At 57.8% G+C, this 23,981-nt stretch carries 24 protein-coding genes and 1 pseudogene; 9 read left to right on the top strand and 16 right to left on the bottom strand.

Translation table 11 applies throughout. The features are described 5' to 3' along the window. Window positions 1–28: 28 nt before the first annotated feature. Window positions 29–1,969 carry an SbcC/MukB-like Walker B domain-containing protein gene (locus tag CKV89_RS01315; protein WP_028327339.1) on the bottom strand — a complete coding sequence of 647 codons (1,941 nt, stop codon included), beginning with the start codon at window positions 1,967–1,969 and terminating at the stop codon, window positions 29–31. Between the two features lie 28 nt (window positions 1,970–1,997). Between CKV89_RS01315 and CKV89_RS11590 the strand changes: the two genes are divergently transcribed. Both CKV89_RS11590 and CKV89_RS12445 read left to right on the top strand, forming a co-directional pair. Further along, entirely contained in the window at window positions 1,998–2,411 is a 414-nt protein-coding gene (locus CKV89_RS11590) for a hypothetical protein (RefSeq protein WP_157728061.1), read from the top strand. A 186-nt stretch (window positions 2,412–2,597) separates the two neighbouring features. Beyond that, on the top strand, window positions 2,598–2,726 hold the full coding sequence (locus CKV89_RS12445; RefSeq protein WP_269148690.1) for a hypothetical protein: 129 nt from the start codon (window positions 2,598–2,600) through the stop codon (window positions 2,724–2,726). Window positions 2,727–3,254: 528 nt separating this feature from the next. On the opposite strand, the pseudogene CKV89_RS12650 reads toward CKV89_RS12445, so the two are convergent. The 5 genes and pseudogenes from CKV89_RS12650 to CKV89_RS01290 form a co-directional block, all read right to left on the bottom strand. Further along, a pseudogene (locus tag CKV89_RS12650) lies at window positions 3,255–3,458 on the bottom strand (ATP-binding protein); the annotation flags it as partial. Further along, window positions 3,451–4,098, bottom strand: coding sequence for a DUF4194 domain-containing protein (locus tag CKV89_RS01305; RefSeq protein WP_051277564.1), 648 nt, complete (start codon window positions 4,096–4,098; stop codon window positions 3,451–3,453). The pseudogene CKV89_RS12650 and the gene CKV89_RS01305, both read right to left, overlap by 8 nt. Further along, a complete protein-coding gene (locus CKV89_RS01300; RefSeq protein ID WP_028327343.1) occupies window positions 4,095–5,621 on the bottom strand; it encodes a DUF3375 family protein in 1,527 nt (508 codons plus the stop codon). The genes CKV89_RS01305 and CKV89_RS01300 overlap by 4 nt, the downstream gene beginning before the upstream one ends. Window positions 5,622–5,767: 146 nt before the next feature. Beyond that, window positions 5,768–6,604, bottom strand: a complete 837-nt coding sequence (locus CKV89_RS01295) for an undecaprenyl-diphosphate phosphatase (protein ID WP_028327344.1) — start codon at window positions 6,602–6,604, stop codon at window positions 5,768–5,770. 160 nt (window positions 6,605–6,764) lie between these two features. Beyond that, window positions 6,765–8,516, bottom strand: coding sequence for a S8 family peptidase (locus CKV89_RS01290; RefSeq protein WP_051277565.1), 1,752 nt, complete (start codon window positions 8,514–8,516; stop codon window positions 6,765–6,767). Between the two features lie 271 nt (window positions 8,517–8,787). On the opposite strand from CKV89_RS01290, the gene CKV89_RS01285 reads away from it, so the two are divergent. The 6 genes from CKV89_RS01285 to CKV89_RS11580 all read left to right on the top strand — a co-directional run bounded on the left by CKV89_RS01285 (window position 8,788) and on the right by CKV89_RS11580 (window position 15,639). After that, on the top strand, window positions 8,788–9,339 hold the full coding sequence (locus tag CKV89_RS01285; RefSeq protein ID WP_028327345.1) for a Dps family protein: 552 nt from the start codon (window positions 8,788–8,790) through the stop codon (window positions 9,337–9,339). A gap of 616 nt (window positions 9,340–9,955) precedes the next feature. Continuing rightward, window positions 9,956–11,962 carry a transglycosylase domain-containing protein gene (locus CKV89_RS01280; RefSeq protein WP_028327346.1) on the top strand — a complete coding sequence of 669 codons (2,007 nt, stop codon included), beginning with the start codon at window positions 9,956–9,958 and terminating at the stop codon, window positions 11,960–11,962. Window positions 11,963–12,736: 774 nt separating this feature from the next. Further along, on the top strand, window positions 12,737–13,315 hold the full coding sequence (locus CKV89_RS01275; RefSeq protein WP_028327347.1) for an MptD family putative ECF transporter S component: 579 nt from the start codon (window positions 12,737–12,739) through the stop codon (window positions 13,313–13,315). Window positions 13,316–13,766: 451 nt separating this feature from the next. Then, window positions 13,767–14,027 (top strand): hypothetical protein, encoded by a 261-nt coding sequence (locus CKV89_RS01270; RefSeq protein ID WP_028327348.1) that lies wholly within the window; start codon window positions 13,767–13,769, stop codon window positions 14,025–14,027. Window positions 14,028–14,331: 304 nt separating this feature from the next. Beyond that, complete coding sequence (locus CKV89_RS12645) at window positions 14,332–14,826, top strand: GNAT family N-acetyltransferase (protein ID WP_407919594.1); 495 nt, start codon at window positions 14,332–14,334, stop codon at window positions 14,824–14,826. A 354-nt stretch (window positions 14,827–15,180) separates the two neighbouring features. After that, window positions 15,181–15,639 carry a hypothetical protein gene (locus tag CKV89_RS11580; protein WP_154657653.1) on the top strand — a complete coding sequence of 153 codons (459 nt, stop codon included), beginning with the start codon at window positions 15,181–15,183 and terminating at the stop codon, window positions 15,637–15,639. A 73-nt stretch (window positions 15,640–15,712) separates the two neighbouring features. Here the strand turns inward: CKV89_RS11580 and CKV89_RS12440 are convergent, their stop codons facing one another. The 9 genes from CKV89_RS12440 to CKV89_RS01225 form a co-directional block, all read right to left on the bottom strand. Continuing rightward, complete coding sequence (locus CKV89_RS12440; RefSeq protein ID WP_084441077.1) at window positions 15,713–16,282, bottom strand: M14 family zinc carboxypeptidase; 570 nt, start codon at window positions 16,280–16,282, stop codon at window positions 15,713–15,715. Next, the gene (locus CKV89_RS12435) at window positions 16,231–16,761 is read right to left on the bottom strand and encodes a M14 family zinc carboxypeptidase (RefSeq protein WP_028327350.1); all 531 of its coding nucleotides are present in this window, start codon (window positions 16,759–16,761) and stop codon (window positions 16,231–16,233) included. Before CKV89_RS12435 ends, CKV89_RS12440 begins: the two co-directional genes overlap by 52 nt. Window positions 16,762–16,973: 212 nt before the next feature. Then, a complete protein-coding gene (locus CKV89_RS01250; protein ID WP_028327351.1) occupies window positions 16,974–17,702 on the bottom strand; it encodes a S1 family peptidase in 729 nt (242 codons plus the stop codon). 297 nt (window positions 17,703–17,999) lie between these two features. Continuing rightward, window positions 18,000–18,590: an NAD(P)H-dependent oxidoreductase gene (locus CKV89_RS01245; RefSeq protein ID WP_051277567.1), complete on the bottom strand. Its 591-nt coding sequence runs from the start codon at window positions 18,588–18,590 to the stop codon at window positions 18,000–18,002. Further along, a complete protein-coding gene (locus tag CKV89_RS01240; RefSeq protein ID WP_197697060.1) occupies window positions 18,587–19,207 on the bottom strand; it encodes an ABC transporter permease in 621 nt (206 codons plus the stop codon). Before CKV89_RS01240 ends, CKV89_RS01245 begins: the two co-directional genes overlap by 4 nt. Before the next feature lie 206 nt (window positions 19,208–19,413). Further along, entirely contained in the window at window positions 19,414–20,571 is a 1,158-nt protein-coding gene (locus CKV89_RS01235; protein WP_034401223.1) for an ABC transporter substrate-binding protein, read from the bottom strand. Beyond that, window positions 20,564–21,307, bottom strand: a complete 744-nt coding sequence (locus CKV89_RS01230) for an ABC transporter ATP-binding protein (RefSeq protein WP_197697059.1) — start codon at window positions 21,305–21,307, stop codon at window positions 20,564–20,566. The genes CKV89_RS01235 and CKV89_RS01230 overlap by 8 nt, the downstream gene beginning before the upstream one ends. Then, the gene (locus CKV89_RS11575; protein WP_028327355.1) at window positions 21,268–22,416 is read right to left on the bottom strand and encodes an acyl-CoA dehydrogenase; all 1,149 of its coding nucleotides are present in this window, start codon (window positions 22,414–22,416) and stop codon (window positions 21,268–21,270) included. Before CKV89_RS11575 ends, CKV89_RS01230 begins: the two co-directional genes overlap by 40 nt. Continuing rightward, window positions 22,413–22,970, bottom strand: a complete 558-nt coding sequence (locus CKV89_RS01225; RefSeq protein WP_028327356.1) for a DUF4242 domain-containing protein — start codon at window positions 22,968–22,970, stop codon at window positions 22,413–22,415. The genes CKV89_RS11575 and CKV89_RS01225 overlap by 4 nt, the downstream gene beginning before the upstream one ends. Window positions 22,971–23,175: 205 nt before the next feature. Between CKV89_RS01225 and CKV89_RS01220 the strand changes: the two genes are divergently transcribed. Continuing rightward, window positions 23,176–23,622, top strand: coding sequence for a DoxX family protein (locus CKV89_RS01220; protein WP_028327357.1), 447 nt, complete (start codon window positions 23,176–23,178; stop codon window positions 23,620–23,622). On the opposite strand, the gene CKV89_RS01215 is transcribed toward CKV89_RS01220, so the two are convergent. Then, window positions 23,611–23,943 carry a rhodanese-like domain-containing protein gene (locus tag CKV89_RS01215; protein ID WP_084441083.1) on the bottom strand — a complete coding sequence of 111 codons (333 nt, stop codon included), beginning with the start codon at window positions 23,941–23,943 and terminating at the stop codon, window positions 23,611–23,613. The two genes, CKV89_RS01220 and CKV89_RS01215, sit on opposite strands and share 12 nt — an antisense overlap. Window positions 23,944–23,981 lie beyond the last annotated feature (38 nt).

Below are 23,981 nucleotides of genomic sequence, written 5' to 3'. Positions count from 1 at the left end.
AAACCGACATCGCCGATGATGAATGTCGCTATTCGCCTTCCCTGACATGAGCACGTTCTGCGTCTGTGAGCATGTGAATACTTGAGTGGCCTTCTGGATCTTTAGTGACAGCGACGAGCTGATCAAAATGAGGCTCTAGAGCATTAAATGATCCTTCAGGGGCAACCACGATGGGTTGGAATCCCAAACGCGGCCATGCTTCTGCACCACGGTGACTTGTCATCGAGTCCGCTTTAATAAATGCCTCGTCGAGGATCACTGGAGCGAAAACAGGGCGGGCACGGTTGTCGTCACCGAGTTGGTAGCGCAAAGCCGCGCCGGTGATGAACGCGATCAGCTCTTGGCTTTCTCCGCCTGATTTGCCAGCGATGTTGTTGTAATTCATTACAACATTGCCTTCAGCGTCGACTTCGTCGGCACTGAAAATGTGGTGAGTGCGTACATCGAGGAGCTGATCGCGCACCCGGTTATCTGCGCCGGCAGGAGTTTTCTCTCGCACTTGAGCGAGAAGATGAGTAGCACGAGCGAATTGTGCTTCGGCGAAGGTAACGAGGGCCTCGTCGTCGAGGGTCTCGGTGGTGGCTGTCATGTTCTCGGCGAGTACGCGTAGTTGTTTCTGGAAGCGGGGCACTTCGCTGGCTGGTGCGTAGTTGGCGCGTATGCGTAGCCGGTTGGCGCGGATGCTGAAGGGGAGTGTGTCTAGAACGGTTTGGATAGGGGTGAGGCGTTCTTCGATTGCGTCGGAGGCGATCTGGAATTCACGGATCATGGCGTAGATGTGTTCACCGATCCATTGCATGATCTGTGCTGCCCAGGCACGGCGGCGTTCTTCAACTCCGTGCGCGTCTAGACGGTGGAGGATGTCGAGGAAGTCTGGGTAGGCCTCGAGTTCGGGGGCGAGGTTGTTGTTGGGCCATTTGCTGAGGTAGTCGCTGAAGATGCGTAGTAGGTCGGCGCGGGCGCGTTCGGCTTCTTCTTCAGCGCGGGTGCGGGCTTCGGTGAGGGTGCGGCGGATGCGGTTGGTTGCGTTTTCGAATTGGTCTCGTTCTCGTGCGTTGGGGCCATCGGCAGCGAGGAGTTCGTCGAGGTAGTTGCGTTGTTCGTCAGTGAGTGTTTGGCCTGCGCGTTCTTGTTTTTCGGTGGCGGTGAGCCAGCGGTCTTTGAGTTCGCTGATGTTTTCGATGTCGTTTTCGATGGTGCGTCGTTGTGCGGCGAGGCTGCCTGCTTCTTTTTTGGCGGCGTCGGCGGCGTTGAGGCAGTCGCGGTAGCGCTGGTCGATTTCGGTGAGGGAGGTGGAGCCGTTTTCGATGGTGGTGATGCGTTCGGTGAGGTCGTCGAGGCGTTGTTGGGTGGGGGTGGGGTCGAGGTCTTCCCAGGTGAGGTCGAGGAGGGCTTTGTGTTGGCGGCGTTGGGTTCGGAAGTTTTCTAGTGCGCGGTCGGCTTCGGCGTGGGCGGCGCGGGCGATGTCGGCGTTGTTGGTGGCGGTGGCGAGTTGTTCGCGTAGGACGGTGAGTCGGGCTTCGTTGAGGAATCCGATGATGGGCATGCGGTTTCCGCCGATGGCGCCGCGGTCGCCGTGGCGTTCTTGTCCGGCTCGGGTGATGCGTGGGGTGTTGTCGTCGGTGAGTTCGTCGGCGGTTTCGACGCAGATGTGGGTGTAGGTGTCGTCGATGCGTTGGCTGAGCCAGCCGGCGTAGGGGTGGCCGGGTTTGGTGATGAGTTTTGAGGCGAGGCTGTTGGGGTGGGGGTTGCGGGTGGTGGGTAGGTCTGGGTCGACGGATCGGAATTGGATGCGGCGGGGGGTGGTGATGCCGTCGATAGCGCGGTTGAAGTGGGCGCGTTGGTCGCGGGGGATGAGGAGGGTGGTGGCGAATCCGCCGAGGGCAGAGTCGGCGGCGTGGCGCCAGTTTTCTTCGCCGGGGGCGATGTCGAGGAGTTCGGCGACGAAGGGGAGTTGGTCGCGGGTCATTCCTGCGGTTTCGGCTAGGTGCAGGCGGATGCGGTCGAGGTTGTCTTCGATGTTGCCTGCGCGTAGTTCGTGTCCGGCGATTTGTGCTGCGAGGTCGGTGACTTCTTTGTCTTTGGCTGCGGAGGTGAGGAGGGCGGTGTTGGCGTTTTCGCGTAGTTGGGTGAGGTGGGTTTGTGCGGTGTGTTCGAAGGTGCGGGCGTGTGTGGTTGCGTTTTCCCAGGTGTCGCGGGTGGTGGGGAGGTTGTTGCCGAGTCCGGTGGTGGTGGCGGCGCGGGTGCGTCTGTCGTGGATGCGTTCGAGTTCTCGGCGTGTGGTGTGGGCTTCGCGGCGGAGGCGGTCGAGGTCGCCGCCGCCGTGGGTTTCCCAGTCGTGGCGGAGGTTTTCGGCTTGGGTGGTGAGGTCGTGGGCGCGGGTGTCGGCGTTTTTTTTCGGCGGTGCGTAGGGTGTTTCGGCGGTTGGTGAGGTCGTCGTCGGCGGTGTCGAGGATGTTGACCCAGGTGGTGGCTTTCCAGTATTCGAAGGTGGATTCGCCGCCGTGGAGGTTGCCGAATGAGGTGACTTGGTGGGCGTTGTGTTGTGCGGTGTCGAGTGCTTTTTTGCGTTCGGTGATGGGGCGGAGTAGTTCGATTTGTTGGACGATGCTGGTGAATTCGGTGTGGCTGCGGGTGAGGGTGTCGAATTCGTGGAGTCCGGCGTCGAAGCGTTCGTAGGTGGTGGGGCGTTCGAGGACGCGGTCGCGGAAGAGGGCGTTGATTGAGGTGACGGGGGCGGCGCGTTGGATGTCGTGGAGGAGGTCGAGTGCTTTTTTGCCGTCGCCGCCGCGGCCGATTCCTAGGGCGGGCATGAAGGCTTCTTCGACGGCTTGTTTGTAGGTGTTGTAGATCTCTAGGCCGGGCATGTCGGTACGCATGCGGCGGGCGTGGAAGGTGTTGGTGGGGGTGGCGTAGGGGTGGAATCGGTCGAGGGGGATGCGTTTGCGGATGGAGAACCAGCGGTTGGTGAGGTCGGTGGGGCGGGTTGTGTTTTCGGTGGCGAACATGAGGCGGCCGATGGTGATGATTCCGCCGGCGGTGGAAGTGAATTCGAGGGAGATTGCGCCCCAGACGGTGCCTTCGCGTAGGACGATGTCGTGGTTGTGGTGGCTGGTGGGGTGTTCGGTTTCGCCGGTTTTTCCGCGTAGGTAGGTGAGGGCGTTGCGGGCTCCGGGGGCGCGTACGCCGGTGACGTCGTTGCTGGCTGCGTTGAGTGCGGTGGTGTGGGGTGGTTGGAGGACGGCGGTCCAGGCGTCCAGGAGGCTGGATTTGCCGGATCCGGTGCCGCCGCCGATGAGGGTGGTGTGGCCGTTGATGTCGACGGTGTGGGGGCCGCCGTGGAATCCGCCCCAGTTGATGAGATGGATGCGGTTGAGGCGCCATTGTTGGGTGCCGGGGGTGATGTTGTCGGTGCCGAGGAGGCTGTCCTGCAGGTTGTTGGGCTGCAGGTTATTCATCTGTGTCTCCTGTGTGTGGGGTGGTGTCGTTGGTGAGGGCGTTGGTGTATTCGGTGATGCGTTCGGGGGTGAGGAGTGTTTCAACGATGGGGGAGATGGTGTATTCGGCGTCTTCGATGTCGAGGGTGGTTTGGCCGCGTTGGGGTTGGAGGATGCCGTCGCGGATGAGGTTGCGGATGGTGGCTTTGTCGCGTTCGCGTTCGCGGGTGTGGTCGGGGGTGTTGTGGGGGCGTTGGGTGGCGAGGTGGGTGAGGAGGTCGGGGCCGGTGGTGGTGTAGGTGGTGCGTCCTTCGGCTTCGTATTGGAGTAGGAGTAGGCGTAGGTGGAGGAGTAGGCGGATTTCGTTGGGGGTGAGGGGGTTGTTGCGTAGGAGTGTGTAGGAGTTGGAGTCGCCTTCGTAGTGGGCTTGGTGCTTGTAGGCGATGCCGGTGTCGGTGTTGATGGTGAGTTCGAGGAAGAGGTCGGCGAGGGTGGAGGTGATGGTGGTTTGGTTGTCGAGGAGGGCGGCCCATTCTTCGGGGTGGCGGCGTGAGTCTAGGTGTGTGTTTTTGAGGATGAGGATGAGGGCGCGGCGGCCGTGGAGGGGGAGTCGTCCGGTGTCGGTGGGGAAGAGGCGGTGGGGGTTTTCGGGTTGGTTCATGGTGTTTCTTTGGTTGGGTGGGGTTGGGTGGGGTTGGTGGTGATGGTGGCGAGGTCGGTGGTGAGGGTGCGTTGGGTGCCGTCTGGGCGGGTGGTGGTGATGGTTTCGGTGGTGCCGTCGTTGGTGATGTGTCCGTGGGTGGCGGCGAGGGTGAGTAGGCCGAGGAGGTCGATGGGGCGTTGGCAGTCGGGTGGGAGGGTGTTGAGGATGGTTGCTGCGGTGGGGTGGGTGTTGGTGGTGGTGAGGAGGGTGTTGATGGTGGTGGTGATTTCGCGGTAGCGGGGGCCTGCGTTGTGGCGTAGGTGGGTGGGGTTGAAGTGGTTGTTGGTGTGGGTGGTGGTTTTTGGGTGTGGAGGGTGGGTGGTGTTTTTTGGTGTGGGGGGTTGGGTGCGCAGGGTGGTGATGTCGGTGGTGGTGAGGGGGTTGGTGAGGGGGAGTGGGTGGTGGGTTTTGTGGTTTTTTTGCCAGGTGGTGAGGGCTGCTTCGAGTTCGCGGATGCGGGTGGGGAGGAGGTTGTGGTTGGGGGCGTGTCGGGAGCGTAGGTAGCGGGTGAAGGTGGTGTTGAGGTGGTTGCGGGCGTCGATGACTTCGGCGATGCCGCGGTTGATGGCGTTGACCATGCGGCGGGTGGTGGCGGTGTGTTCGGGTGGGAGGGTTGTGGCGAAGGGGTGGTTGAGGATGGTGTCGATGTCGTTGCGGAGGTTGTTGACGCGGGTGGGGTTGTTGAGGAGGCGTTGGGCTGATTCGAATCCTTGGCCTTCGCGGGTGCGGCTGAATAGGACGCTGAGGCGTTGGAGATATTCGTCGATGATGGTGCCGGTTTCGCGGGTGTCGGTTTGGAATTCGTGGCGGAGTTGGTCGCCTTGTGCGCGGACGGTGGTGCTGATGTTGCGTAGGTCGCGTAGGAGGGTTTCGAGTCCGTTGTGGACGCTGAGGTATTCGTTGAGGACGGTGTGGTTGGGTTCGGGGGTGATGGGGGTGGTGTCGATGGTGGCGAGTTGGGTGTCGATGTCGTTGAGTTGTTGGGTGAGTTCGTTGCGGCGTTGGGTGAGGAGGCGTTTGCGTTCGGTGGGGGCGGTGGAGGCTTTGATGGCGCAGCGGTGGGCGGCTTCGAGGAGGGTTTCGACGGTGGTGGCGGTGGTGACGATGTGGGTGCGGGTGAGTTCGGTGACGAAGGCGAGTGCGTGTTCGGCTTCGGGGGTCATGCGGTAGGCCTCGTCTTGGCCGTTGGGGGCGAGGATGCGGGTGAGCCATCGGGTGTTTCCGGTGAGCCAGGTGTCGCAGAGTTCGCGTCCGGTGCGGGTGGGGCGTCCGGTGGTGGGGTCGGTGCCTTCGGTTTCGATGAGGGTTGCTTCGGTGAGGCCGTGCATGCGGTCTTGGGGGACGGGGGTGCCGGAGGTTCCGAAGGCTTTGGTGAGGATGGTGAGGATGAGTGCGGCGTCGCGGCGGCGGAGGAGGGTGAGGGCGGGGTGGTTGAGGATGTCGGTGTAGTTCTGGTGGAGTTCGCCGGTGTCACTGGTCATGGTGTTCTCTCTCACGCTTGCGGGTGCGCTTCCGAACGGTAACCCGTGGGGTGGGAGGGTGTGAATTGGTGGTTGGTGTTGCGGGCATTGAAAAGGGGTGCGCTGCTCTTTTGTGAGCGGCGCACCCCGGGGTAGGGCAGGGGTGGTTAGGCGGTGATGATGCCTGCGGCGAGAAGGCCGATGAGGGCTAGGCCGAGCAGGACACGGTAGACGATGAAGGAGCTGAAGGTGTTGGAAGCAACAAACTTCAGCAGCCATGCGATGGAGGCGTAGCCGACCACGAATGAGGCGATGGTGGCGATGATGGTGGGTACCCATCCGACGGTGGTGCTGATGTCAGATGCGGCGCTGATCCCTTCCAGTACGCCTGCTGCCACGAGCGCGGGGATCCCCATGAAAAAGGACAAGCGGGTGGCTGTGACGCGGTCGAAGCCACGGAACAGACCAGCGGACATGGTGGCGCCAGAGCGGGAGATACCTGCGAACAGGGGAGATAGGGCTTGGAATCCACCGATGACGAGGGCGTCGGTGATGGTGACGTCTTCCATGTTGCGGCGGCCTTCGGTGTGCCGGTCAGCTAGCCACATGACGATGGACCAGACAAGCAGCGCTGCGGCGACGACCCACATGCTGCGCAGGGTGGTTTCAATCAGGCTTTTGAACAACAAACCGACCACGGCTACGGGGATAGATCCCAGGATGATGCCCCAGCCGAGGCGGTAGTCCGGGTCGTCGCGGTCGTCGGGGTAGGTCAGGCCGTGAAGCCAGGCCATTGCGATGCGGACGATGTCGCCCCAGAAGTAGATGATTGCGGCGAGGATCGCGCCGAGCTGGATGACGGCCGTGAAGGCGGTCATGCCGACGCTGTCGATCTCGTAGCCGAGAAGTTTTTCGGCGACGGTGAGGTGACCGGTGCTGGAGACAGGGAGGAATTCGGTGACGCCTTCGACGACGCCGAGGATGATGGCGTGGAGCCAGTTCACGAGTGGGTCTCCGTTTCAGGGAGGGGTCGATGGTGATCGTTATTGTGTGATCTTCTCGTGCGTGGGTTGAAATCTGTCTGAAATTGGTGGAGAAGCTCTGGCGTGGGTGTGGCCCGGGAGCAGATGCTCCCGGGCCACACCCACGCCAGCTGTAAGTGCCTCAGGCTTTCACGGTCAGGGTGGCGGTGCCAGTTTGACCGTCTTCTTGGGTGAAGGTGTATTGAACTGCGGTGGTTCCGTGCCAGAAGAGGGAGGCGCGGATGCTGATTGTTTTGTCAGGGTTGACGGTGACGCAGAGTTTGCGGCTGCAGGGGGCGTTGAGTAGTTCAACTTTGGTGACCTGCGCGGTGGTGACGTCGTTTTGCAGGACGTTCACGCGAGCACGCCGGGTGTAGTGGTGGACCACGACGGTGTCGTTGGTAGCGGCAGGACGGGTCGCTGGAGTGGTGGGGTTGCTGGGCTCCGGAGCGGTGGGGGTGGAGCTGCTGTTGTCTCCGGTGACTGCAGCGATAGCTTTGGCTGCATCGAGGATGCCGCTACCCATGGGCACGTTTGGTCGGGTGCCGAAGGGGTGTGTGGTGTTGACCAGGGTGGTTTTGATTTGTTCTGGCGTCATGGATGGAGCCAGCGAGTACATGAGCGCCGCGACTGCTGCCACGTGTGGGGTTGCCTGCGAGGTTCCGACCATGGGGCCGTAGGTGGCCTGGGCGGGAGTGGTGGTGCCGCTGTTGACGGTGGAGATGATCTGGTTGTTCGGCTCGCGGGTAGCTTCGCCGCCGGGAGCAGATAGCGCCACCGTGGTGCCGTAGTTGCTGAAGGATGATTTGGCTGCGGAGCCACCGGTCGCGCCAACAGTGATGACGTTGCGGCAGTTTGCTGGTGAGAAGGTGGAAGCGTCGGTGTTTTTGTTGCCTGCGGCGACGACGACGGTGGAGCCGCGGGAGACCGCGCCGTCGATGGCGTTTTGCATGAAGGAGTAGCAGGCGCCGGGGCCGCCAAGGCTGAGGTTCAGCACTTTGGATGGGGTGGGGTTGGTGGGTACGCCTTCGACTGTGCCGCCGGAGGCCCAGGTGACGGCGTCGGCGATGTCAGACAAGGAGCCACCGCATGCGCCTAGTGCGCGGATGGGCTGGATGCGGGAGTTGTAGGCCACGCCTGCCACACCGGTGCTGTTGTTGGCGATGGCGGCGACGGTGCCTGCGACGTGTGTGCCATGCCAGGAGGAGTTTCGTGGCTCGCTCCCGCGGAAGCATTGGCTGTAGGTGGTCCAGTCACCCATGTCGCTGGGGTCGCTGTCGCGGCCGTTGCGGTCGCGTGCTGTGTCTGCGCTGGAGATGAAGTCGTAGCCGGAGACAAGTTGGGCGTCCAGGTCGGGGTGCCGGGTGATTCCGGAGTCGATAACGGCCACGGTTACTCCGCGTCCGGTGGTGGTGTTCCACGCAACGGGTGCGTTGATTCCGGCGGGACTGTTCTTCAGGTCCCACTGTGAGCTGCTGTACAGCGGGTCGTTGGGGATGTCTGAGGCGTGGACACGGATGTCGGGTTCGGCGGTAGCGATGTTCGGGTCGGCTTTGAGCGCCTGAGCGAGGTGTGCTGCGCGGGTGGTGCTGGTGCCAGTGATGACGGCTCGGTTGCGTGAAGCCATCGTGCGTTTGACTGCCAGGCTGGCTGAGTGTTTCTTGTTGACCCGGGCTAGAGCTTTTGCTTTTTCGGTGGGGGAACCGTTTTTGAACGTGACCACGATGTCACCGGTGTATGTCGTGGTTGCTGGTGTTGTTTGGGGGTAGGTGATGCTGGTGGTGGGGGTTGGGGCCGGGGCGGGGGTGCGGGGAGCAGCGCTCGCGGTGGCCAGGGGAGCCAGGGCTATGGCGAGAGTAGATGCGATTCCTAGAGCGGAGTGTCGACGACGCATGGATGGCCTTTCGTGCAGAGTCCCCGGTCAGGGTGCTGGGGACGTTGCCTACACGTCGGCGTTCAAGGGGGGATGTATGAGGGCTTTCATTTCACCCTTCGGGGTGTCTTTTGTCCTGGTCACAGGGGGTATGTCTTGCTGTAAATGAGTTCGCTGGTGGCCGATTGTGCTGCTGGTTGGAATAACTCAAGCGCAGGTGTCGTTGCGCACAGTGAGAGCGGGCCGATGGCGGCTCGTGGCGCAAGTCTCTGTCGATTACGAGGAGGACGGCATGGCAGACGTGAAGTCTGGTTACACGGTTCCCGGTATGAACGAGGGCGAGAGCGAGAAGGTCATTGAGGTGCTGCAGAAGCGCCTGGCCGCTTACAACGACTTGCAGCTGACGTTGAAGCACGTGCACTGGAACGTGGTGGGACGTAACTTCATCGGTGTTCACGAGATGTTGGACCCACAGATCGAGCTTGTCCGTGGATGGGCTGATGAGGTCGCCGAGCGTATTGCGACTATGGGTGGTTCTCCTGCCGGACGCCCGGGCGACATTGTGAAAAACCGTGACTGGGAGGACTACAGCCTCGGCCGTGACACCACGCTCGCGCACTTGGCTGCGCTGGACAAGGTGTATGAGGGGGTTGTGTCTTCTAACCGTGCAGCGATCAGCACGGTGGGTGAGATTGATCCGATTTCGGAGGACATGCTCATCGGCCACTCTGCTGAGCTGGAGAAGTTCCACTGGTTCATTCGTGCCCACCTTGAAGACACTGATGGCCAGCTGGTCACGCGTGGCACCAACAGCGAAGAAGAAGCTGCAGACGCCGCGCGTTGATCTGACGTTTCGGTGTTGAGGCTGCACCCACTGCGTGGGTGCAGCCTTGCTATGTGCGAGGTCGCGATGGGGCTGTAACGAGCAGGTACCCGAACCTGGTGCGGTTACATACGGTGACAATCCGATGACAATATGACAGCGCCGCTGCGGTGGTGATTCTTTTTCCGTTGCGATGTTGTGTCATTCCTGGTCCCGAAATATTGGTTTTGACCAGCAACTTTGTCGATTGGTGATCTGCTATCTGTTCTCCTTGTGGTCGCCGAGACCACCAGCAACCTTTGATGTGGTTGTGCGGTAATGGGGTTCAGGAACTGTGAAACGTGAGGACGCGTGTCCCATGTCCGCTGCCCGCAGCATGCGGGGGCGTCGAGCGGCTACAACCGCCGTCGCCTTCAGAACACTGTGCACGGTATGGTCGCGATACCCCTCCACGGACACAACATGTATGCGCCGCGGCGAAGGCTTTGAAGCCATCGCGCGGCGCAACACACAAGAGCATCTTTCTTAACTCCTCCGCGATGGAGGGCTGAGATGGTGACTCTTTTTCATACACGTGCGACACGATGCTGCGTGGGGTCCTGCAGGACGCCCCCACTTGGGCAGGAGGATGTTGGGGATGTTTGGTCTCAGGCGCTTGCCTGGACGCTTGAAGCGGATCTTGCTGTTTTTCCTGGCGGTTATCGCTGTTTTCGTGGCGCTGCTGGCCATCCCCGTGACACGCAATGCCGTGTCGACAGGTGCAGGCAAAGCACTCGATGCAGCTCTACGGCTCGCCCCCACTTCTGATGTCTCGAAGCTGCTGGACAAACTGCCTGAACGCAGCCGCATTCTCGCCGCAGATGGCACTGAAATCGCGCAGTCGTGGTGGCAGAACCGCGTTGTGGTCAAAACAGACCAGATCGCTCCGGTGATGCGGCAAGCCCAGATCGCGATCGAAGATGTTCGTTTCTACGAGCACGGAAGCTCTGACTTGCAGTCCATCGGACGCGCCGCGATCGCGAACGCCACTAGTGGTGATGCTACGGGCCAGGGTGGTTCCACTATCGAACAGCAGCTGGCCAAGAACATCACCCAGCTCCAGGCTGAGCTCGACAACTCCGCCAAAGGCATCAAGGCCTCTACAGACAAAACGCTGTCCCGCAAGATCGACGACGTCATCCTGGCCGCTCACCTTTCTGATGGCCGAGGTAAAGAACAAGTTCTTACCGACTACCTCAACCTCGTCTACTACGGCAACGGCGCCTACGGTGTGGAAGCTGCAGCTCAGCGCTACTTCAATACCCACGCATCCGACCTCACCCTGCCCCAAGCCGCTCTCATCGCCGGTCTGGTCCAGTCACCTTCGGCCTATGACCCGATGAAGCACCCACAGGCCGCGACTAACCGTCGCAACCAAGTCCTCGACGCCATGCACGCCAACGGCATGATCCCTGAGGACAAGTACAAAGAGGCCAAGGAGTCTGACCTTGGTCTCAAGCCCACGGCGACGTATCAAGGCTGTGCCAACTCCAAACAACCGTGGATGTGCCAGTTCGCGGTGTCGCGTCTGCTGGCTTCACCGGAGTTCGGTAAGACCCGTGAAGACCGACAGAAAACCTGGGAAACCGGTGGCCTGACCTTGACGACCACGATGGACGTGAAGGCACAAAAGAGCGTTGACCGGACTCTGAAGAACCCTGGATTGCCCAGCAGGACCATGCACGCCTCTGCCGCAGTGGTCCGCGCTAAGACTGGTGAGGTTCTCGCTATTGGTCAGGATGTCCCTTACGGCAATGGCAAGGGGCGCACTACACAGTCCATGTCTATTGATGCTGTCGATGGCGGGAAAGCTGCGTACCAGGCTGGGTCTTTGTTCAAGGTCTTCACCATGGCGGCAGCTCTGGCGAATGGGTATGGCCCAGGATCCATCATTAACGCTCCTGTCAGCGGCACCCCGATGAACGTCGGAACCTTCAAAACCTGTAAGCCTGTCGGTAACGAAATCTGGGCGCCTAAGAACGCCCCGGGCGACCCCGATGGCCCGATGACGTTGGTTGAGGCGCTCGCTAAGAGTGTTAACACCGCGTTTGTGCAGCTTGAGGCGCAGGTGGGGTTGTGTGAGGTGCGGGACACCGCGCACAAACTGGGTGTGAAGAACACGGATGGTTCTGATCTTGAGCTTGTTCCCTCGATCACGTTGGGAACGGCGATCACTTCTCCGTTGACGATGGCGTCCTCGTATGCGCCGTTCACAGCTGAGGCTAATGGGCAGCACTGTGCGCCAACTCCGCTGAAGTCGCTTAAGGGTCGTGAGGTTGACATCACGTTTAACAGCAAGTGCAACAGCGCTGTGGATGGTCAGGCTGCGGCGAACATGCGTTCGGCGCTGCAGCAGGTTGTGCACTCGGGTACGGCGCAGAAAGCTGCTGTTCCTGGGGTGCCTGTTGGTGGCAAGACTGGAACTAATGACAATTCCACGTCTACATGGTTCACGGGTATTGCGCCAGGATTGGCTGCATCTGTCTGGGTTGGCGACACCTCTGGAGCCAGTTACGACAAGCTCTACGGTGGTACCTATGCTGCCCCGCTGTGGGGTCAGATCATGGCTCCGCTAGCTCGCCAGGGGCAGAGTCAAGGTCAGTAGTTTGCAGTGAGCACTGCCTAAGCTCGCTGTTGTATGTGGGGCGAGATGCCGCTGAGAGCGGTGTCTCGCCCCACATGTTTGTCTTGTCGCTCTGATGGTGCAGGGTTATGGGCAGCAAAAATGTATCCTCAGTCACATTGGCTTCTCAGTGGCAGCGCATTCCATTGTCCGGAAATATGCAGGCCACAATCGTGAAAACGATTCTCATAAAAGGGAAAGCTGTTGAGTCAAGACTGAAATTGGGGCTATTGGTGACCTAGCGGCCTGAGGTAAGCCTTACGAGATACTTGGTCACTTCCACAGAACTTCTCCTGCTTATTGGGCAGGGCTGACTACTTCAAGGGGCTGATACCACCTCATCAATACCCACTCACTCACCACTGGCATCGACCCTGCCAACACATGACGCACACTCACTCACAACCGCGCCCCATTGCCACAACTCCCCCCACTTTGCGGACACATAACCATGACCCCCCATCCTTTCCCCCACTGCCCTCTATCGCTTCCCCTGCCTTGTTCCTATCCCTACCGGCATTACTGCTCTTTCCGATGCGGCCATCCCTGCTGCATGTCTCGTAGGCGAAAACCGCGGAGTTCTCGCCTGCCCGTCAGGGCGCCGCTATAGCGATTCGTGACGATTTCCTCGTCGTGGATAGCCGGTCGCACAGGTTTCTTGGGCGCGAATGCGCCTGGGCCAGCTGCTGGCACTTACAGCGTCGTCATCGTGACAGAGCTCCAGCCAAGAGAAATCCCTCATAGACAGGAACATGCATGCGACTGAACGCTAACGACCTTGTCCAGCTGGGCATCTTCACTTCTGTCTACCTTGTTGTTTACTTTGGTCTCAACATGATTGGAGCAGTTTCCCCGCTTCTTCAGCCTGCTGGTACTGCTGTTGCTGTTCTCCTTAATGGCATTACTTTCATGCTTTATCTCAGTCGCGTCCAGAAATTTGGGCTCATTACGCTCATGACGGTTCTGCTGGGCGTTCTTATGACAGTGGCCGGACATCATCCTGTGACCCTGATAACTGCCCTCGTGTGTGGTTTTGCTGCAGATGCTTTTGCTCGACAAGGCAGATATACCGCTGGTTTGACCACCGCGGTGGCGTACGGCGTGATGAGTGTGTGGGCCTCGGGAGCTTATTTGCCCTTGTTGTTTATGCGTGAGCCGCTCGTGGCGCAGTACCGCGTTCAGATGGGGGATGCGTGGGCGGATTCATTTTCTTCGCTGTACACCTCGGAGTTCATCGTTACGTTCGTTGTTGTCACTGTTCTTGTGGGGATCGTCGGGGGGTTACTTGGGCGTAAGGCAGTGGATCGACACTTCCGCCCGGCAGGTTTGGCCTGAGGGGTGTGGCAATTCCTCCATGACTGGCATGTGATTGTGATCACATGTACTGCGGGTTGCGGTGCAGCAGTGGGCATCTGGGCTGCTGCACCGTCTACGTGTGTGCGCTGCTTAGATTATGCAGTGCGTGAAGAAAACGTTTTCTCATCTCAGGGAGCGTTCAAAGTGCACGTGAGTCGGAACTGAAAGCTCTTATGTCGCGTTAATAACTCTTATTTGGTTTGAGTTACCGCTTTTTCTTAAAGAAAAATGATTTTGTGGATCCTTTCAAATTATAACCAATGAGTGACTCACTGCTCGTTTTTTCTGGCTCTGCTTCTGCTAATGTTTTTGGTGTCGCCACAGAAGACGTGGGGAATGAAGTCTGATCTTCATGTGGCGGCATTTCTTATATAGTTAATTTTGTTCTGCTTGAGTCGTTGCATTAGCGACCTTGCGGACGGGAGGAAAAATGACTTACAAGCGATTTCTTTCTGCTGCTGCTGTGGCCAGCCTTGCCCTGAGTGGCTTCATGATGGCTGGTGCTAGTGCTGCTAGTGCAGCTGAGAATGAGAGCAAGCCTGATGCGGGAAGGGTAATTCACTTCCCATCTAAATTCGGTAACAAAGGTGATGGACTCCTTATTATTAAGCCGAGCCCTGGTGCTAAGCCGGAAGCCCCCAAGCCTCCGTTGACGCAGAACGAGATCAACAAAAAGATCATTGGAAGCTGAAAGCTCTGAAATACTGACGTTCAATAAATCTGGTAGAGATCTTCGCGTTTCACTCACTCATATTTATTGAAAATTCTCATCAACATTGAGAAGTAACTGCACCTCGTTGCCAGTTGGTGACGAGGTGCAGTTATGTGTTTCAGCGGGCATTTTTCTTGAAAATATAGGCTTCCGTGCGAGCTGCTGGCAGAGCAGATACTGAAGGACTAAAAGGAACACCGACGTGGATGCAAGCTGTCGAAACGATCCAGTTATCGAGGTAGCGAGGTGTGCCAGCGATCTTGAGCTTGTACGGGATCTTGTGATGGATAGTGTCTATCGGGATCAGGGGTATGGCTATCGTCCTGAGTGGCACTGGGATCTGGATCGCATCGTTGAGGTTTACGTAGATAATCCCCGTAATTGCATGCTGCTGGCGCGATCTGGGGGAACGCCTGTGGGATGTTGCGGTATTCGAGTAGGGGTCCCGGCAGGTCCCCCTGAAGTGCTAGACATGTTGCCCGCTCGAGCTCACGTGGCGCAGGTAGTCCGACTGGTGGTGGTACCTAGATGGAGGCGACGAGGAGTGGGGGTGCGGTTAGTCCGGGAAGCACTCAGACGCGCTGCTGCTGACACCGGTTTCACTACGGCGTATTTACACACGAACTCTCTGGTGCCAGGGGTATTGCAGTTTTGGCAGAAATGTGGCGCAACGGTGCTGTCGTCATTTCCGGATCCAGTTGATGCATTAAATGAAAAGCTGCGAACGGTTCACATGACTTTGCCGCTGCGTGAAAATGATGTGCGGCTTGAGGAATGATCTGGTGTAGGGCTTGTTTTGGGTGTGCCCAGGTGTGGCAGATGCTGAGAGCGAGCTGGAATCTCTAGGCGTTGAAGATGCTGTCGCAGGTCAACTCATGTCATTGTCGTGATCGATGTGGTGCTGTTCGGTGGGGACACCATCAGATCTGGATTACGGTTCAATATTGGCGGCAGCTGCGCTACTTCGCAGACTTGCTGGCGCTGGTCCGGTAGTGCTGGTGGCGGTGCACGATGCTGAGTTCGCGCAATGCTGTACCGATCGAATGGTGAGTCTGGGTGGGTGTGCGCAGGATGCTCGTCCTGTTGTTGTGCACTCGATTTTATCAAGATCTTTTAAAAGAACAGGAAAGATATGATCAGTCTTAGTGACTTTTCGAAGAATAATTTTTTACATTCTCGAGCTATCCGGTTTATAAGTTTCTCTACATGCCTGGTTCTCTCTTTGCATGGATTGGCGGCGTGCGCGAATGGAGAGAGCGCGCCAGCTAAGCAGAGTAAACAGGCATCCGCTAGCTTAGAATTCTCGCAAGTCGTTGGCAATCCGCTTTCTTCTGTTCGTGAAAGGGTATCCGGATCAGCAAAAGTTGATGTCATTGATCTTTCTGTGCATGTAGGAAAGCCTGCCACATATTCAGAAGAAGATGCTGATCCGTCAAAATGGATTGTTCTTGCTGGGTGCGGAGATAAGGGTAATGTAGAAAACTCTGCAAAGATACAGTTGGCCGTGCTTCCCCAAGAACTTGTTGATGAGCAAATTGTTTCTAATGCTGAAGGTGGTCAGTTTGACTCTCAGATTTCATGCGAAAAGTGAGTATCGCAAAATATGCAGATTACCCTGAGAGGGGTGCGCTGATCTGCACTGATGCCCTCTCAGGGTAAGAGTTTTAGGCGGATAGCTCGATGAAAGTGAGAATGGCTTCTCTGTTGCGTTGCACGAGTTGCGGGATAAGTTTCCCTGCTGGATAGAACGGTCCGTTGCCTTCACTAGTTTTTTCTTTAGGGGACAATTCCATGGTGAGAGCGGGGATTCCTTGGTCTCCCCAGGCCCAGTCGCTAGCTTCACCATCAGTGATATAGCTACTGCTTGTCTGCATTGGGGCGAAGCCATTGAGAGAGGCAATTTTCTTGCCTAAGGCTGCTAGTTTCGCAGACTGCTCTGCTGTTTTTCCTTCGTCCTTTTCTTCAGTCGTGTATCCAAAGGGCCATAGGATCATTTCTCCGTACGTGTGAATGTCCAAGAATCCCTTAATGTTTTGCACTCCCTTTTTGCTGCGTGACTTGATGAAGTCTGAAATTGCTCGGGTTTCAGGTGGTGCAAATGCGCTAGGGCCATGATAGCTATTCGATGCGGTGTTGCTGGAGGAGCCGCCGCAGCAATTCCATTTGTAGCCCCAGCTCCTGTTTAGATCAATTCCGAAAGATCCGTCAGAGTTCTTAGAGCGATTTTTCTCCAACCTAGATAGCGGCCGGAGTCGATGTCGTACTGTGAGCCATCTGGATTAGCTACAGGGAGAATCCATACATTTCGGTGGTCAAGAATATCTTTGACACGCGGAGTTGATGCATAGTTTTCAGTAAGTTGTGATGCTGCGTCAATACATTGCTCTGTTGATAGGTGTTCACGTGCGTGTTGGTTGCACATGATGAATACCTCAGGGTCGCTTTCTTTTCCTTTTCCGATTTTGAGAGTCCAGAGATCTCGCCCTTCAACAGATTTCCCAAGAGACTTCTTCTGGGCTAGTTCTGGATACTTTTTCACAGTTTTATCCATGAACTGTTCAACCTCTGAAACGGTATGGTAGGCCTCGTCTCCAGCGGGAAAATCTTTGGCGCCTGCGGTAGGTGAACCAGTGAAGCTAAAAGCTGAGTAGCTTGATGAAAGAAGGAATAAGGCGGTAGTTCCAGCGATAAGGGGAATGAAGCGGCTGCGCATTGATGATCTCCTTCTCTTCCGCTGGTGTGCGGAGATAAATGAGGGTGTTTTTGGGTAGGGGAAGGTAAGCATGAAAGTGAATTACTCGTGAGGGCGTAAATGACCCGGCTTATGGTCGAGCCCTGAACGCCTGGGGTGGAAAGACGTTCAGGGCCTTATTTGCTTCGGCTTTTTAAAGTCGAATATCTTTGTGTTCTCTACAAGGGCTGTCTTTAGACGCCTGCGACGGACTTGATCCAGTCGCGGTAAGCGGCAGTGTCTACTGCTTTAGAGTCCGAGTAAGGGTCGGCCCAAATGCCGTGAGAGCCAATGACGTTTACTCCGACGAGTTCACCTTTGTCGTTAACCATCGGGCCGCCAGAGTCGCCGTGGTTGGAGGCACCGGTGATGCCTTTAACTTCGATTACTTGACCGGCGCTGATGTGATCTTGCAGGCCTTTGACCTCGACGACAGCCTTGTGGAGCCAGTTCACTTCAGCGTCCTGGAAGCCTTTGCCAAACCCGTATAGGTCTAGTCGTTGTCCTGGGCGGGGGGAGGGGCCGTTGCTTACCTTCATGTGCGCAGACTTGTGTGGGGTAGCTAGGTGGAGAAGCACGATGTCGGCGTTTTTGTGTTTAACGAACCGGTCGACTTTTTCTGCTGGGCCGGGGTTCTTTTTGTCGTTTGAGTGGTAGACCTTCAATACATCGCTTGATACGTCTGGAGATGTGTGGCTTTCACCTTCTACGCAGTGTGCTGCGGAAAGAATCCACTCGTCAGTCAATGCGGTCCCGGTGCATCGATGCGGAGTTCCGTCTTCTTTGTCGAAGATGTGGATTTGAACCAGTGCTGGATGGTTTGCCTTCTCTCCCTTTGTGATTGCTCCTGCAGGCGTCGCAAATAGGGCGGCAGGGGCGAGCGCGGTCACGCATGTGACCGCAAGAGCGGTGAGTCGTTTCATGTGCTCCCCTTTCCTTAATGAGAGTCATTATCATATCACCGTAAGTATGAGATCATTCCTGATGAAAATGCGTGTGTCACAACGCATTACAGGAAATTCGAGGCAGGGAAGGTGGCTTTAATAAGAGGCTAGGAAGCCGGTAGAGAGAGGTCCCGGCATGCCATCTAAAAATGAACAGACTCAAAATTTCTGTTCGTTATTGAGGTCACAGCAAAGATCAACCAGCAGTTATTCGGCACGGCGGAATCACTGTGCTTTCGCGATACGCCTAAAAAGGCGTATGCAGCTACCTGCAGATCAGCACGCCATCCCAACAGCGTTGCTTACGGATGAGCAATCACTCTTCAAGCGATTAGAACGATGCCCAAGAAGGGCGAGAAACTCCGCTGTAGCTCGATCAATACGGTCGCTGACACTGGGGAGGAGTTGCCCCTGAGGACTCCTGTCCTCCGGAGCAACCATGACCCCAGTTGGGGTAACGAGCATGCGCAACGCAGCTAAATACGGACGTAAAGCCATGTCGAGAATGAGTGCATCACGGCCAGAGCCGCCAGATGCAGCCATCAGAGTGGGGATGCCAGCAAGAAGCCCACGAGGAAGCTGATCGAAAAAAGCTTTGAAAAGAGCACTATATGAGGCGTGATGCACAGGAGTGACCACCACAATCCCCTCCGCCGAGCCAAGGTCATCCCGAATTGCTTCCAGTTCCGCAGACAAATCACAAGTCACCAGACCAGCGGCGATTGCGGTGCCCCATGTACTCAGAGCCAGATGCGACGTTACGGTGCACCCAGCTTTGCTATCCAAGGACGCAGTTATCTCAGTCGCGAGATTCTCGGTAGCTGACTGGGGCTTGTGGCCAGCACTAACAACAATGATTTTGTTCATTGGTGCGCTCCTTGCAGGTCGCCGTGACGGGTACGTGCAGAGTGCGACTCTTCGTGACGTTCGCGGGGAGTGCGCAGCAGCCAGCGGGCAAGCACATCAACGCAATAGCCAAGAGTGCCAATCACAACAAGAAGGGCTCCGAGCCGGTCATAGGCGAGCTGATCTTTGCTATTGAGGATTTGGTAACCAAGCCCGCTAGTGACTCCGAACATCTCAGCGGGGACCAGTACAACCCAAGCGATACCGATTGCGCTTCGGATCCCGCCAAGCACACGAGGACGAATCGAAGGCCACACAACGCGGTGCCCAACCTGAACCTTGGTGGCCCCGAAAGCTCGGGCAACAACCAGGAGCCGGGAGTCAATATGGCTGATTCCCTCACTGGTGGCCATGGCAATCGGCCATAAGGCGGTAGCAGCCACCAATGCGATCACGGGAGCATTTCCAACGCCTAAAACACCGATCGCCAGTGGCGCCCACGATAGGGGAGAGACCATCCGAAGAAACAACAAGATGGGGCGAGTAGCAGCATCAACAGCGGCGTTTAGGCCAATGATGATTCCCAGACCAGTTCCTAGCCCGATCGCGATAAATAAACCTGTAACCAGTCGAAACATGCTGGCACTGGCATCAGTGAATAACGTGCCTGAGCGAGTAAGTTCATTGAGTCCACTGAGCGTGGCCGTGGGCGTCAGATCGCTGATTAAGGGCACCTCGGGTAAGAGCACAACAGTCACAAACCACCAGATAGCTGTGGCGGTGGCGATCCCCAAGAGCGGCAAAAGAGCAGGATGTATCGGGCTAAGACGAGAAGAGGTTTTTCTCATGGGGCGACCTCCTTGGTGGAGGTTGGAATAGGACGGGCGAGTCGACGTAGTTCGGCCTCAACAAAACGCGGTTCAACAAGTTTTTCGTGGACGTGATCGAGGTTGTTGAGAAAAGTTGTGTCGCCGTCAATGCGCGTGCTGCGCAGTAGTTCGCTCAGGCGTGCGGTGTAACTGGGGCGAGGGTAAGCCGTGAAGCCGATACGTTCACCGTGCCAGTGCGCGTGCTGGGTGATGATCGCATCAGATGTTGATCGGGTCAGAGCCTGCGTGATCGTCGCACCAGGCTGAGGTAAGTACGCCCCGTGAGTGAGATGCGTTGCAGCGGCGGGAAGGTCGGCGGTGATGCTGTCTTGAGCTTGCATCACGGCGCGGACGATGGAAGCAGCTGCTCGCGGATGATTGCTCAGGAGTTCCTCGCGAACCACGATGGCGCAGCAAGCATGGTTTTGCCACAGGTCACCCAGGTAGCGCAGGGTGTGCCCAACACCGGTGGTTGCTGCGATGGTGGGGAAAGGTTCGGCAACAACAAACCCCGAAATTTTTTTCGCCGCCAGCGCGGAGACCATCTCTGCTGGTGGCATTACAACGAGGTGAACATTCCCAGCGTTTGTGCCCGGCAGTGCTGCCGAAAGCCCAACCTGTTGGAGGAGCTGTTGCAAAAGCACATTGTGAATTGACCACCATTGCGGCACAGCGAGAGTGTGTCCAGCCAGTTCACGTACATCAGTGATGTCGGGGCGGACGGTTAAGGCACTACCGTGAGTGTGCCCCCAAGCAACAACCCGAATAGGCGCTTGACGGGCGAATTTCATCTGAAGCGCTAACGGCATGAGCAGGTGAACAACATCAACTTTGCCCAGAAGTAATGCTTGAGCGAGCGATTCCCATGTGCGGAACATGACGGGGCGATCAGAAGGTGTGCCTGCGGCAGCGAAGTAACCATGTGCGTGTCCGATCAGCAAAGCAGCGGCATCAGTGATCGGTAAGTACCCGATTCGTAGCGGGCGCCCGAGATGATTGGTGTGCGCGGTGTGAGCGACTGAGCTGTTCAGCGCAGCTCGGCCCCCATTAAGGGTAAGCACACTGATAAGGCCGGCAGCTGCTGCCCTGCCTCCTAGCGTGAGTAACTTTCGGCGGGAAAAAGTCTCAGACATAGGCAGTGGTTGCCTCGGCAGGTCGGTAGGCCGCCAGCACTTCTTCACGCATGTGAGCACGCTCGGAGGTTTCCTGCGGCAAGGTCCACGCATGACTGACACGACCGTGTTGCCCGGCGCCACCAAGCAGAATTACCCGGTCAGTCAAAGCAAACGCCTCATCGACATCGTGTGTAACTAGGACACATGTCGCTGCGATGCGGTGGCACTCAACTCGCAGAAACTCCTGAATCTCGCTGCGAGTCAGAGGATCCAACGCTGACAGCGGCTCATCGAGCAGCAGCAACTCAGGTTCTACAGCCAGCGCTCTGGCCAAAGAGACGCGTTGGGCCTGACCACCAGAAATGCGATCTGGGTAAGAATCGGCGACAGCAGCCAGGCCGAGCCGGGTAAGAAGATCAGCAACACGCTGAGAGCTCACCCGACGATGGTGCGGGGCGAACAATGCTCCGCAAGCCACATTCTCAGCAACAGTCAGCCATGGAAACAGGCCAGCATCTTGCAGCGCGACTGCGCAGCGAGGTGCGCCCCCAGAGCTGCCCCGCAGCGTGACGGTGCCACTGTCAGGGCGCAGTGTGCCATCGAGAATGCGCAGCAAGGTGGATTTTCCTGCCCCGCTAGGCCCTAGCAGAGCAAGAGATTCACCGCGTTGTACCTGAAGATCAACATGTTGCAGAACTGGCTGCCCGCCTCTGCTTAGCTGGACATTGACGAGATCAGCGAGGAAATCTCCCACCGCAATTGACCTTCCGATGGGGACTGGACGGGAAAGAATGAGGCCTCACGCAGGCGTCTAGCTGGGCCGCTGGTAGCGATGTATCCAGCTCCTCCGGCAGTAGAGCTCTCCACGTGAGCGGCATGTGCGGCCGTAAGGGCGGCATCAAGGCGTAGTTGCAGCAGATCTATAGGGGCGATGCGTTCGGGGGTGGCCGACATGTGCTTCCAGCTATTGGTGAGCGTCTCTAGATGACTGTGAAGGTTTTCGACAGTTGTCTGCAGCGGATGGCTAGGGGTATGACCTGTGTTCGCGCTGGCTTCAGCCAGGCAGCGTTGAGCTAGCCCTAGCGCCAGCGCGCTTTGATGCAGCAAGAATGAGGGCCGGAATGCTTTGGCGAACGAAGTGAAATTTGTGCAGAGCACGTGCGTGGCGGGGATGTGTACATCCTCCAGCAACAGCATTCCTGAGGTGGTGGCTTCCAAAGCCAGGAGCCCGCTGATGTGACGCACGGTCAGGCCAGAAGTTTCGTAATCCAGGAAAGCCACGACCTGCTCAGGTGAACGATTCGGCGCGTTCTTGTCGTGTATTTCAACAGGTAGCACGATCACTGATCCGGCAATGAGGTTACTGGCCCAGGTGATTCGCCCTGAGGCAGTAATACTGCCGTCACGGTTGCGACGCCCTTGGACAGGTAACGGTTCTAGTCCGGCAAGTGCTTTCATGCCTGCAGCCATTGCGGTCACGCCAGTGCGGTGCCCACAGCGCAGTTCGGTGAATATTTCTTCGGCCAACGGTGAGCGCTGGCCGCGGGCAAAGAAATCAAGCACCATCCGGTGTGCCCAGGTGGTGAATGCTGTGGTCATGCATTCGTAGGCGAGATCAGCCAGTACTTGTGTGCTGTCTTGAATGTTTACCGCGGTGGTGCCGTTGGCTAGGGGAGTCAGAGTGGGTTCGAAGATGCCGCTGCGCAGGATTTCATGCATAGCGGTGCGGGGGTCAACGCGGTGAGCATCGACGTCGGTGGCTTGGGCTGCCACGGTGGTCAACGCCGTTGCGTAGCGTTCGTGGTTGATCAGGTGCGGGTTTACCCCGGTGGAGCGGCCGAGTGTGGGCGTTGCGGTGTTCATGAGGGGCTGGTCCCGGTGGAGAGGGCGAAAAGGCGGTCGATGGGGGTGCTGACTGCTTCTCGGGCACGTTTGACGGCGCTTTCGTCAGGGGCGTTGTAGAAGCAGAGGCATTTGGCCATGTCTTCGCGGACGTAGGTGCGCAGGAATGTGGTTTCGGGGACGTTGGCGTAGAGCGGGGTTTTGCGTTTTTTGTTTGCCAGGTAGGTGTCCATGTCGAGTTCTTCGGGTAGATCCCATTCGACGAGGTAGCCAGCGGAGGGGCGTTGGGCTTTGAGGTCTTCGAGGTCGGCGCCTACGAGGCGCACGGGGGTGGGCGCGCTGACTTCGCTGGTGTTGGGGAATGGTTGTTGGGTGAAGGCGGTGGCGAATGCGTCTGGGTCGGGGGCTTGCACGACGATGAAGATGCGTGATCCGGTGCGGGTTACTTCGGATTCGATGATTTCCGCTCCGACGGTGGCGGCTCGTTCAGCGACGGCGTCGATGAGGGCAAGAGCTGCGTCGGCGTTGGGGGTGGTGGGGGTGAGTTCGACGAGGGTGAGGTTGGGCGTGTTCATGTGTTGCTCCTGCGTGGGGTGAATGTGGTTGTGAAACATAACATGTCAGCGTCGCTGCGTTATGGGAACCATAATGCAGCGACGCTGACATGTGTACTGTTTTCGTTAGTTGAATATTCACATTAAGTCGGTTTAGCTAGCTTCTAGCCCAAAAGTTGGGCATCCAGCCTGCTTTCACCAGGAGCATCCTCAAGAAAGGCCATTCATGAGCTTGCCTGATTCTCTTCGCGCCACCGCACTTCTTCTTGCCCGCCTCCTCCTTGGTGTAGTGCTTATTGCGCACGGCTGGCAGAAGTTTTTCCTCGATGGCATTTCTGCCACCGCTGCCGCCTTCACCCGCATGGGTGCTCCCATGCCCTACCTCAGTGCTACCGCTGCCGCCACTATCGAGTTGATAGGGGGAGTTCTCATCGTTCTAGGAGCTGCAACCGTGCTCACAGCTCTTGTTGTCGCTGCGAACATGTTCGGCGCATTCGTGATTGCTCATATGGGGCACGGGATTTTCATTAAAAATGGCGGCTGGGAACTGGTGGGCATGATCGGTGCAGTAGCGATCACTCTCGCTGTGACCGGCGCAGGACGATTCAGCGCCGATGAGCTCCTGCACAACATCCGGCGCCATCGTGACAGCGAGCAGCCATCACATCGCTGAAGGCTGCTGCCCATTCTCGCTGACCATCGGCAGATTGGAGGCATGCCAGGCCAACGTCCCACCAGCCACATTGACCGCATCAAAACCAAAGCCACGCAAAAACTCCACCGCCCGAGCGGAACGGCCACCCGAACGGCACACCACAAACAGCTGATCGCTCTGAGGAAGCTCGTTCAACCGTCCGGGCAGCTCACTTAAAGGCACATGGCGGGCCCCCGCTGCGTGCCCCGCCACCCACTCTTCAGGCTCACGCACATCAACAACCACAGCACCAGCAGGCACCTCGCCGGGCCCAACCTCGGGCACATCACTGAACGTCATAGTCACCAGTGTCCAAGCAACCTGCTATCACAGCAACG

It is taken from the genome of Dermatophilus congolensis, assembly GCF_900187045.1.
Classification (GTDB): domain Bacteria; phylum Actinomycetota; class Actinomycetes; order Actinomycetales; family Dermatophilaceae; genus Dermatophilus; species Dermatophilus congolensis.
Note: the sequence above shows the minus strand (reverse complement) of the source record. Positions and strands in the feature narration are given on the sequence as shown.

Bases quoted from the DNA above. Each gene is read 5' to 3' on its own strand.
- CKV89_RS01315 (WP_028327339.1), bottom strand. From the start codon at position 1,969: ATGACCCGCGACCAACTCCCCTTCGTCGCCGAACTCCTCGACATCGCC.
- CKV89_RS11590 (WP_157728061.1), top strand. From the start codon at position 1,998: ATGCGGTCGAGGTTGTCTTCGATGTTGCCTGCGCGTAGTTCGTGTCCG.
- CKV89_RS01305 (WP_051277564.1), bottom strand. From the start codon at position 4,098: ATGAACCAACCCGAAAACCCCCACCGCCTCTTCCCCACCGACACCGGA.
- CKV89_RS01300 (WP_028327343.1), bottom strand. From the start codon at position 5,621: ATGACCAGTGACACCGGCGAACTCCACCAGAACTACACCGACATCCTC.
- CKV89_RS01290 (WP_051277565.1), bottom strand. From the start codon at position 8,516: ATGCGTCGTCGACACTCCGCTCTAGGAATCGCATCTACTCTCGCCATA.
- CKV89_RS01285 (WP_028327345.1), top strand. From the start codon at position 8,788: ATGGCAGACGTGAAGTCTGGTTACACGGTTCCCGGTATGAACGAGGGC.
- CKV89_RS01280 (WP_028327346.1), top strand. From the start codon at position 9,956: ATGTTTGGTCTCAGGCGCTTGCCTGGACGCTTGAAGCGGATCTTGCTG.
- CKV89_RS01275 (WP_028327347.1), top strand. From the start codon at position 12,737: ATGCGACTGAACGCTAACGACCTTGTCCAGCTGGGCATCTTCACTTCT.
- CKV89_RS01270 (WP_028327348.1), top strand. From the start codon at position 13,767: ATGACTTACAAGCGATTTCTTTCTGCTGCTGCTGTGGCCAGCCTTGCC.
- CKV89_RS12645 (WP_407919594.1), top strand. From the start codon at position 14,332: ATGGATAGTGTCTATCGGGATCAGGGGTATGGCTATCGTCCTGAGTGG.
- CKV89_RS11580 (WP_154657653.1), top strand. From the start codon at position 15,181: ATGATCAGTCTTAGTGACTTTTCGAAGAATAATTTTTTACATTCTCGA.
- CKV89_RS12435 (WP_028327350.1), bottom strand. From the start codon at position 16,761: ATGCGCAGCCGCTTCATTCCCCTTATCGCTGGAACTACCGCCTTATTC.
- CKV89_RS01250 (WP_028327351.1), bottom strand. From the start codon at position 17,702: ATGAAACGACTCACCGCTCTTGCGGTCACATGCGTGACCGCGCTCGCC.
- CKV89_RS01245 (WP_051277567.1), bottom strand. From the start codon at position 18,590: ATGAACAAAATCATTGTTGTTAGTGCTGGCCACAAGCCCCAGTCAGCT.
- CKV89_RS01240 (WP_197697060.1), bottom strand. From the start codon at position 19,207: ATGTTTCGACTGGTTACAGGTTTATTTATCGCGATCGGGCTAGGAACT.
- CKV89_RS01235 (WP_034401223.1), bottom strand. From the start codon at position 20,571: ATGTCTGAGACTTTTTCCCGCCGAAAGTTACTCACGCTAGGAGGCAGG.
- CKV89_RS11575 (WP_028327355.1), bottom strand. From the start codon at position 22,416: ATGAACACCGCAACGCCCACACTCGGCCGCTCCACCGGGGTAAACCCG.
- CKV89_RS01225 (WP_028327356.1), bottom strand. From the start codon at position 22,970: ATGAACACGCCCAACCTCACCCTCGTCGAACTCACCCCCACCACCCCC.
- CKV89_RS01220 (WP_028327357.1), top strand. From the start codon at position 23,176: ATGAGCTTGCCTGATTCTCTTCGCGCCACCGCACTTCTTCTTGCCCGC.
- CKV89_RS01215 (WP_084441083.1), bottom strand. From the start codon at position 23,943: ATGACGTTCAGTGATGTGCCCGAGGTTGGGCCCGGCGAGGTGCCTGCT.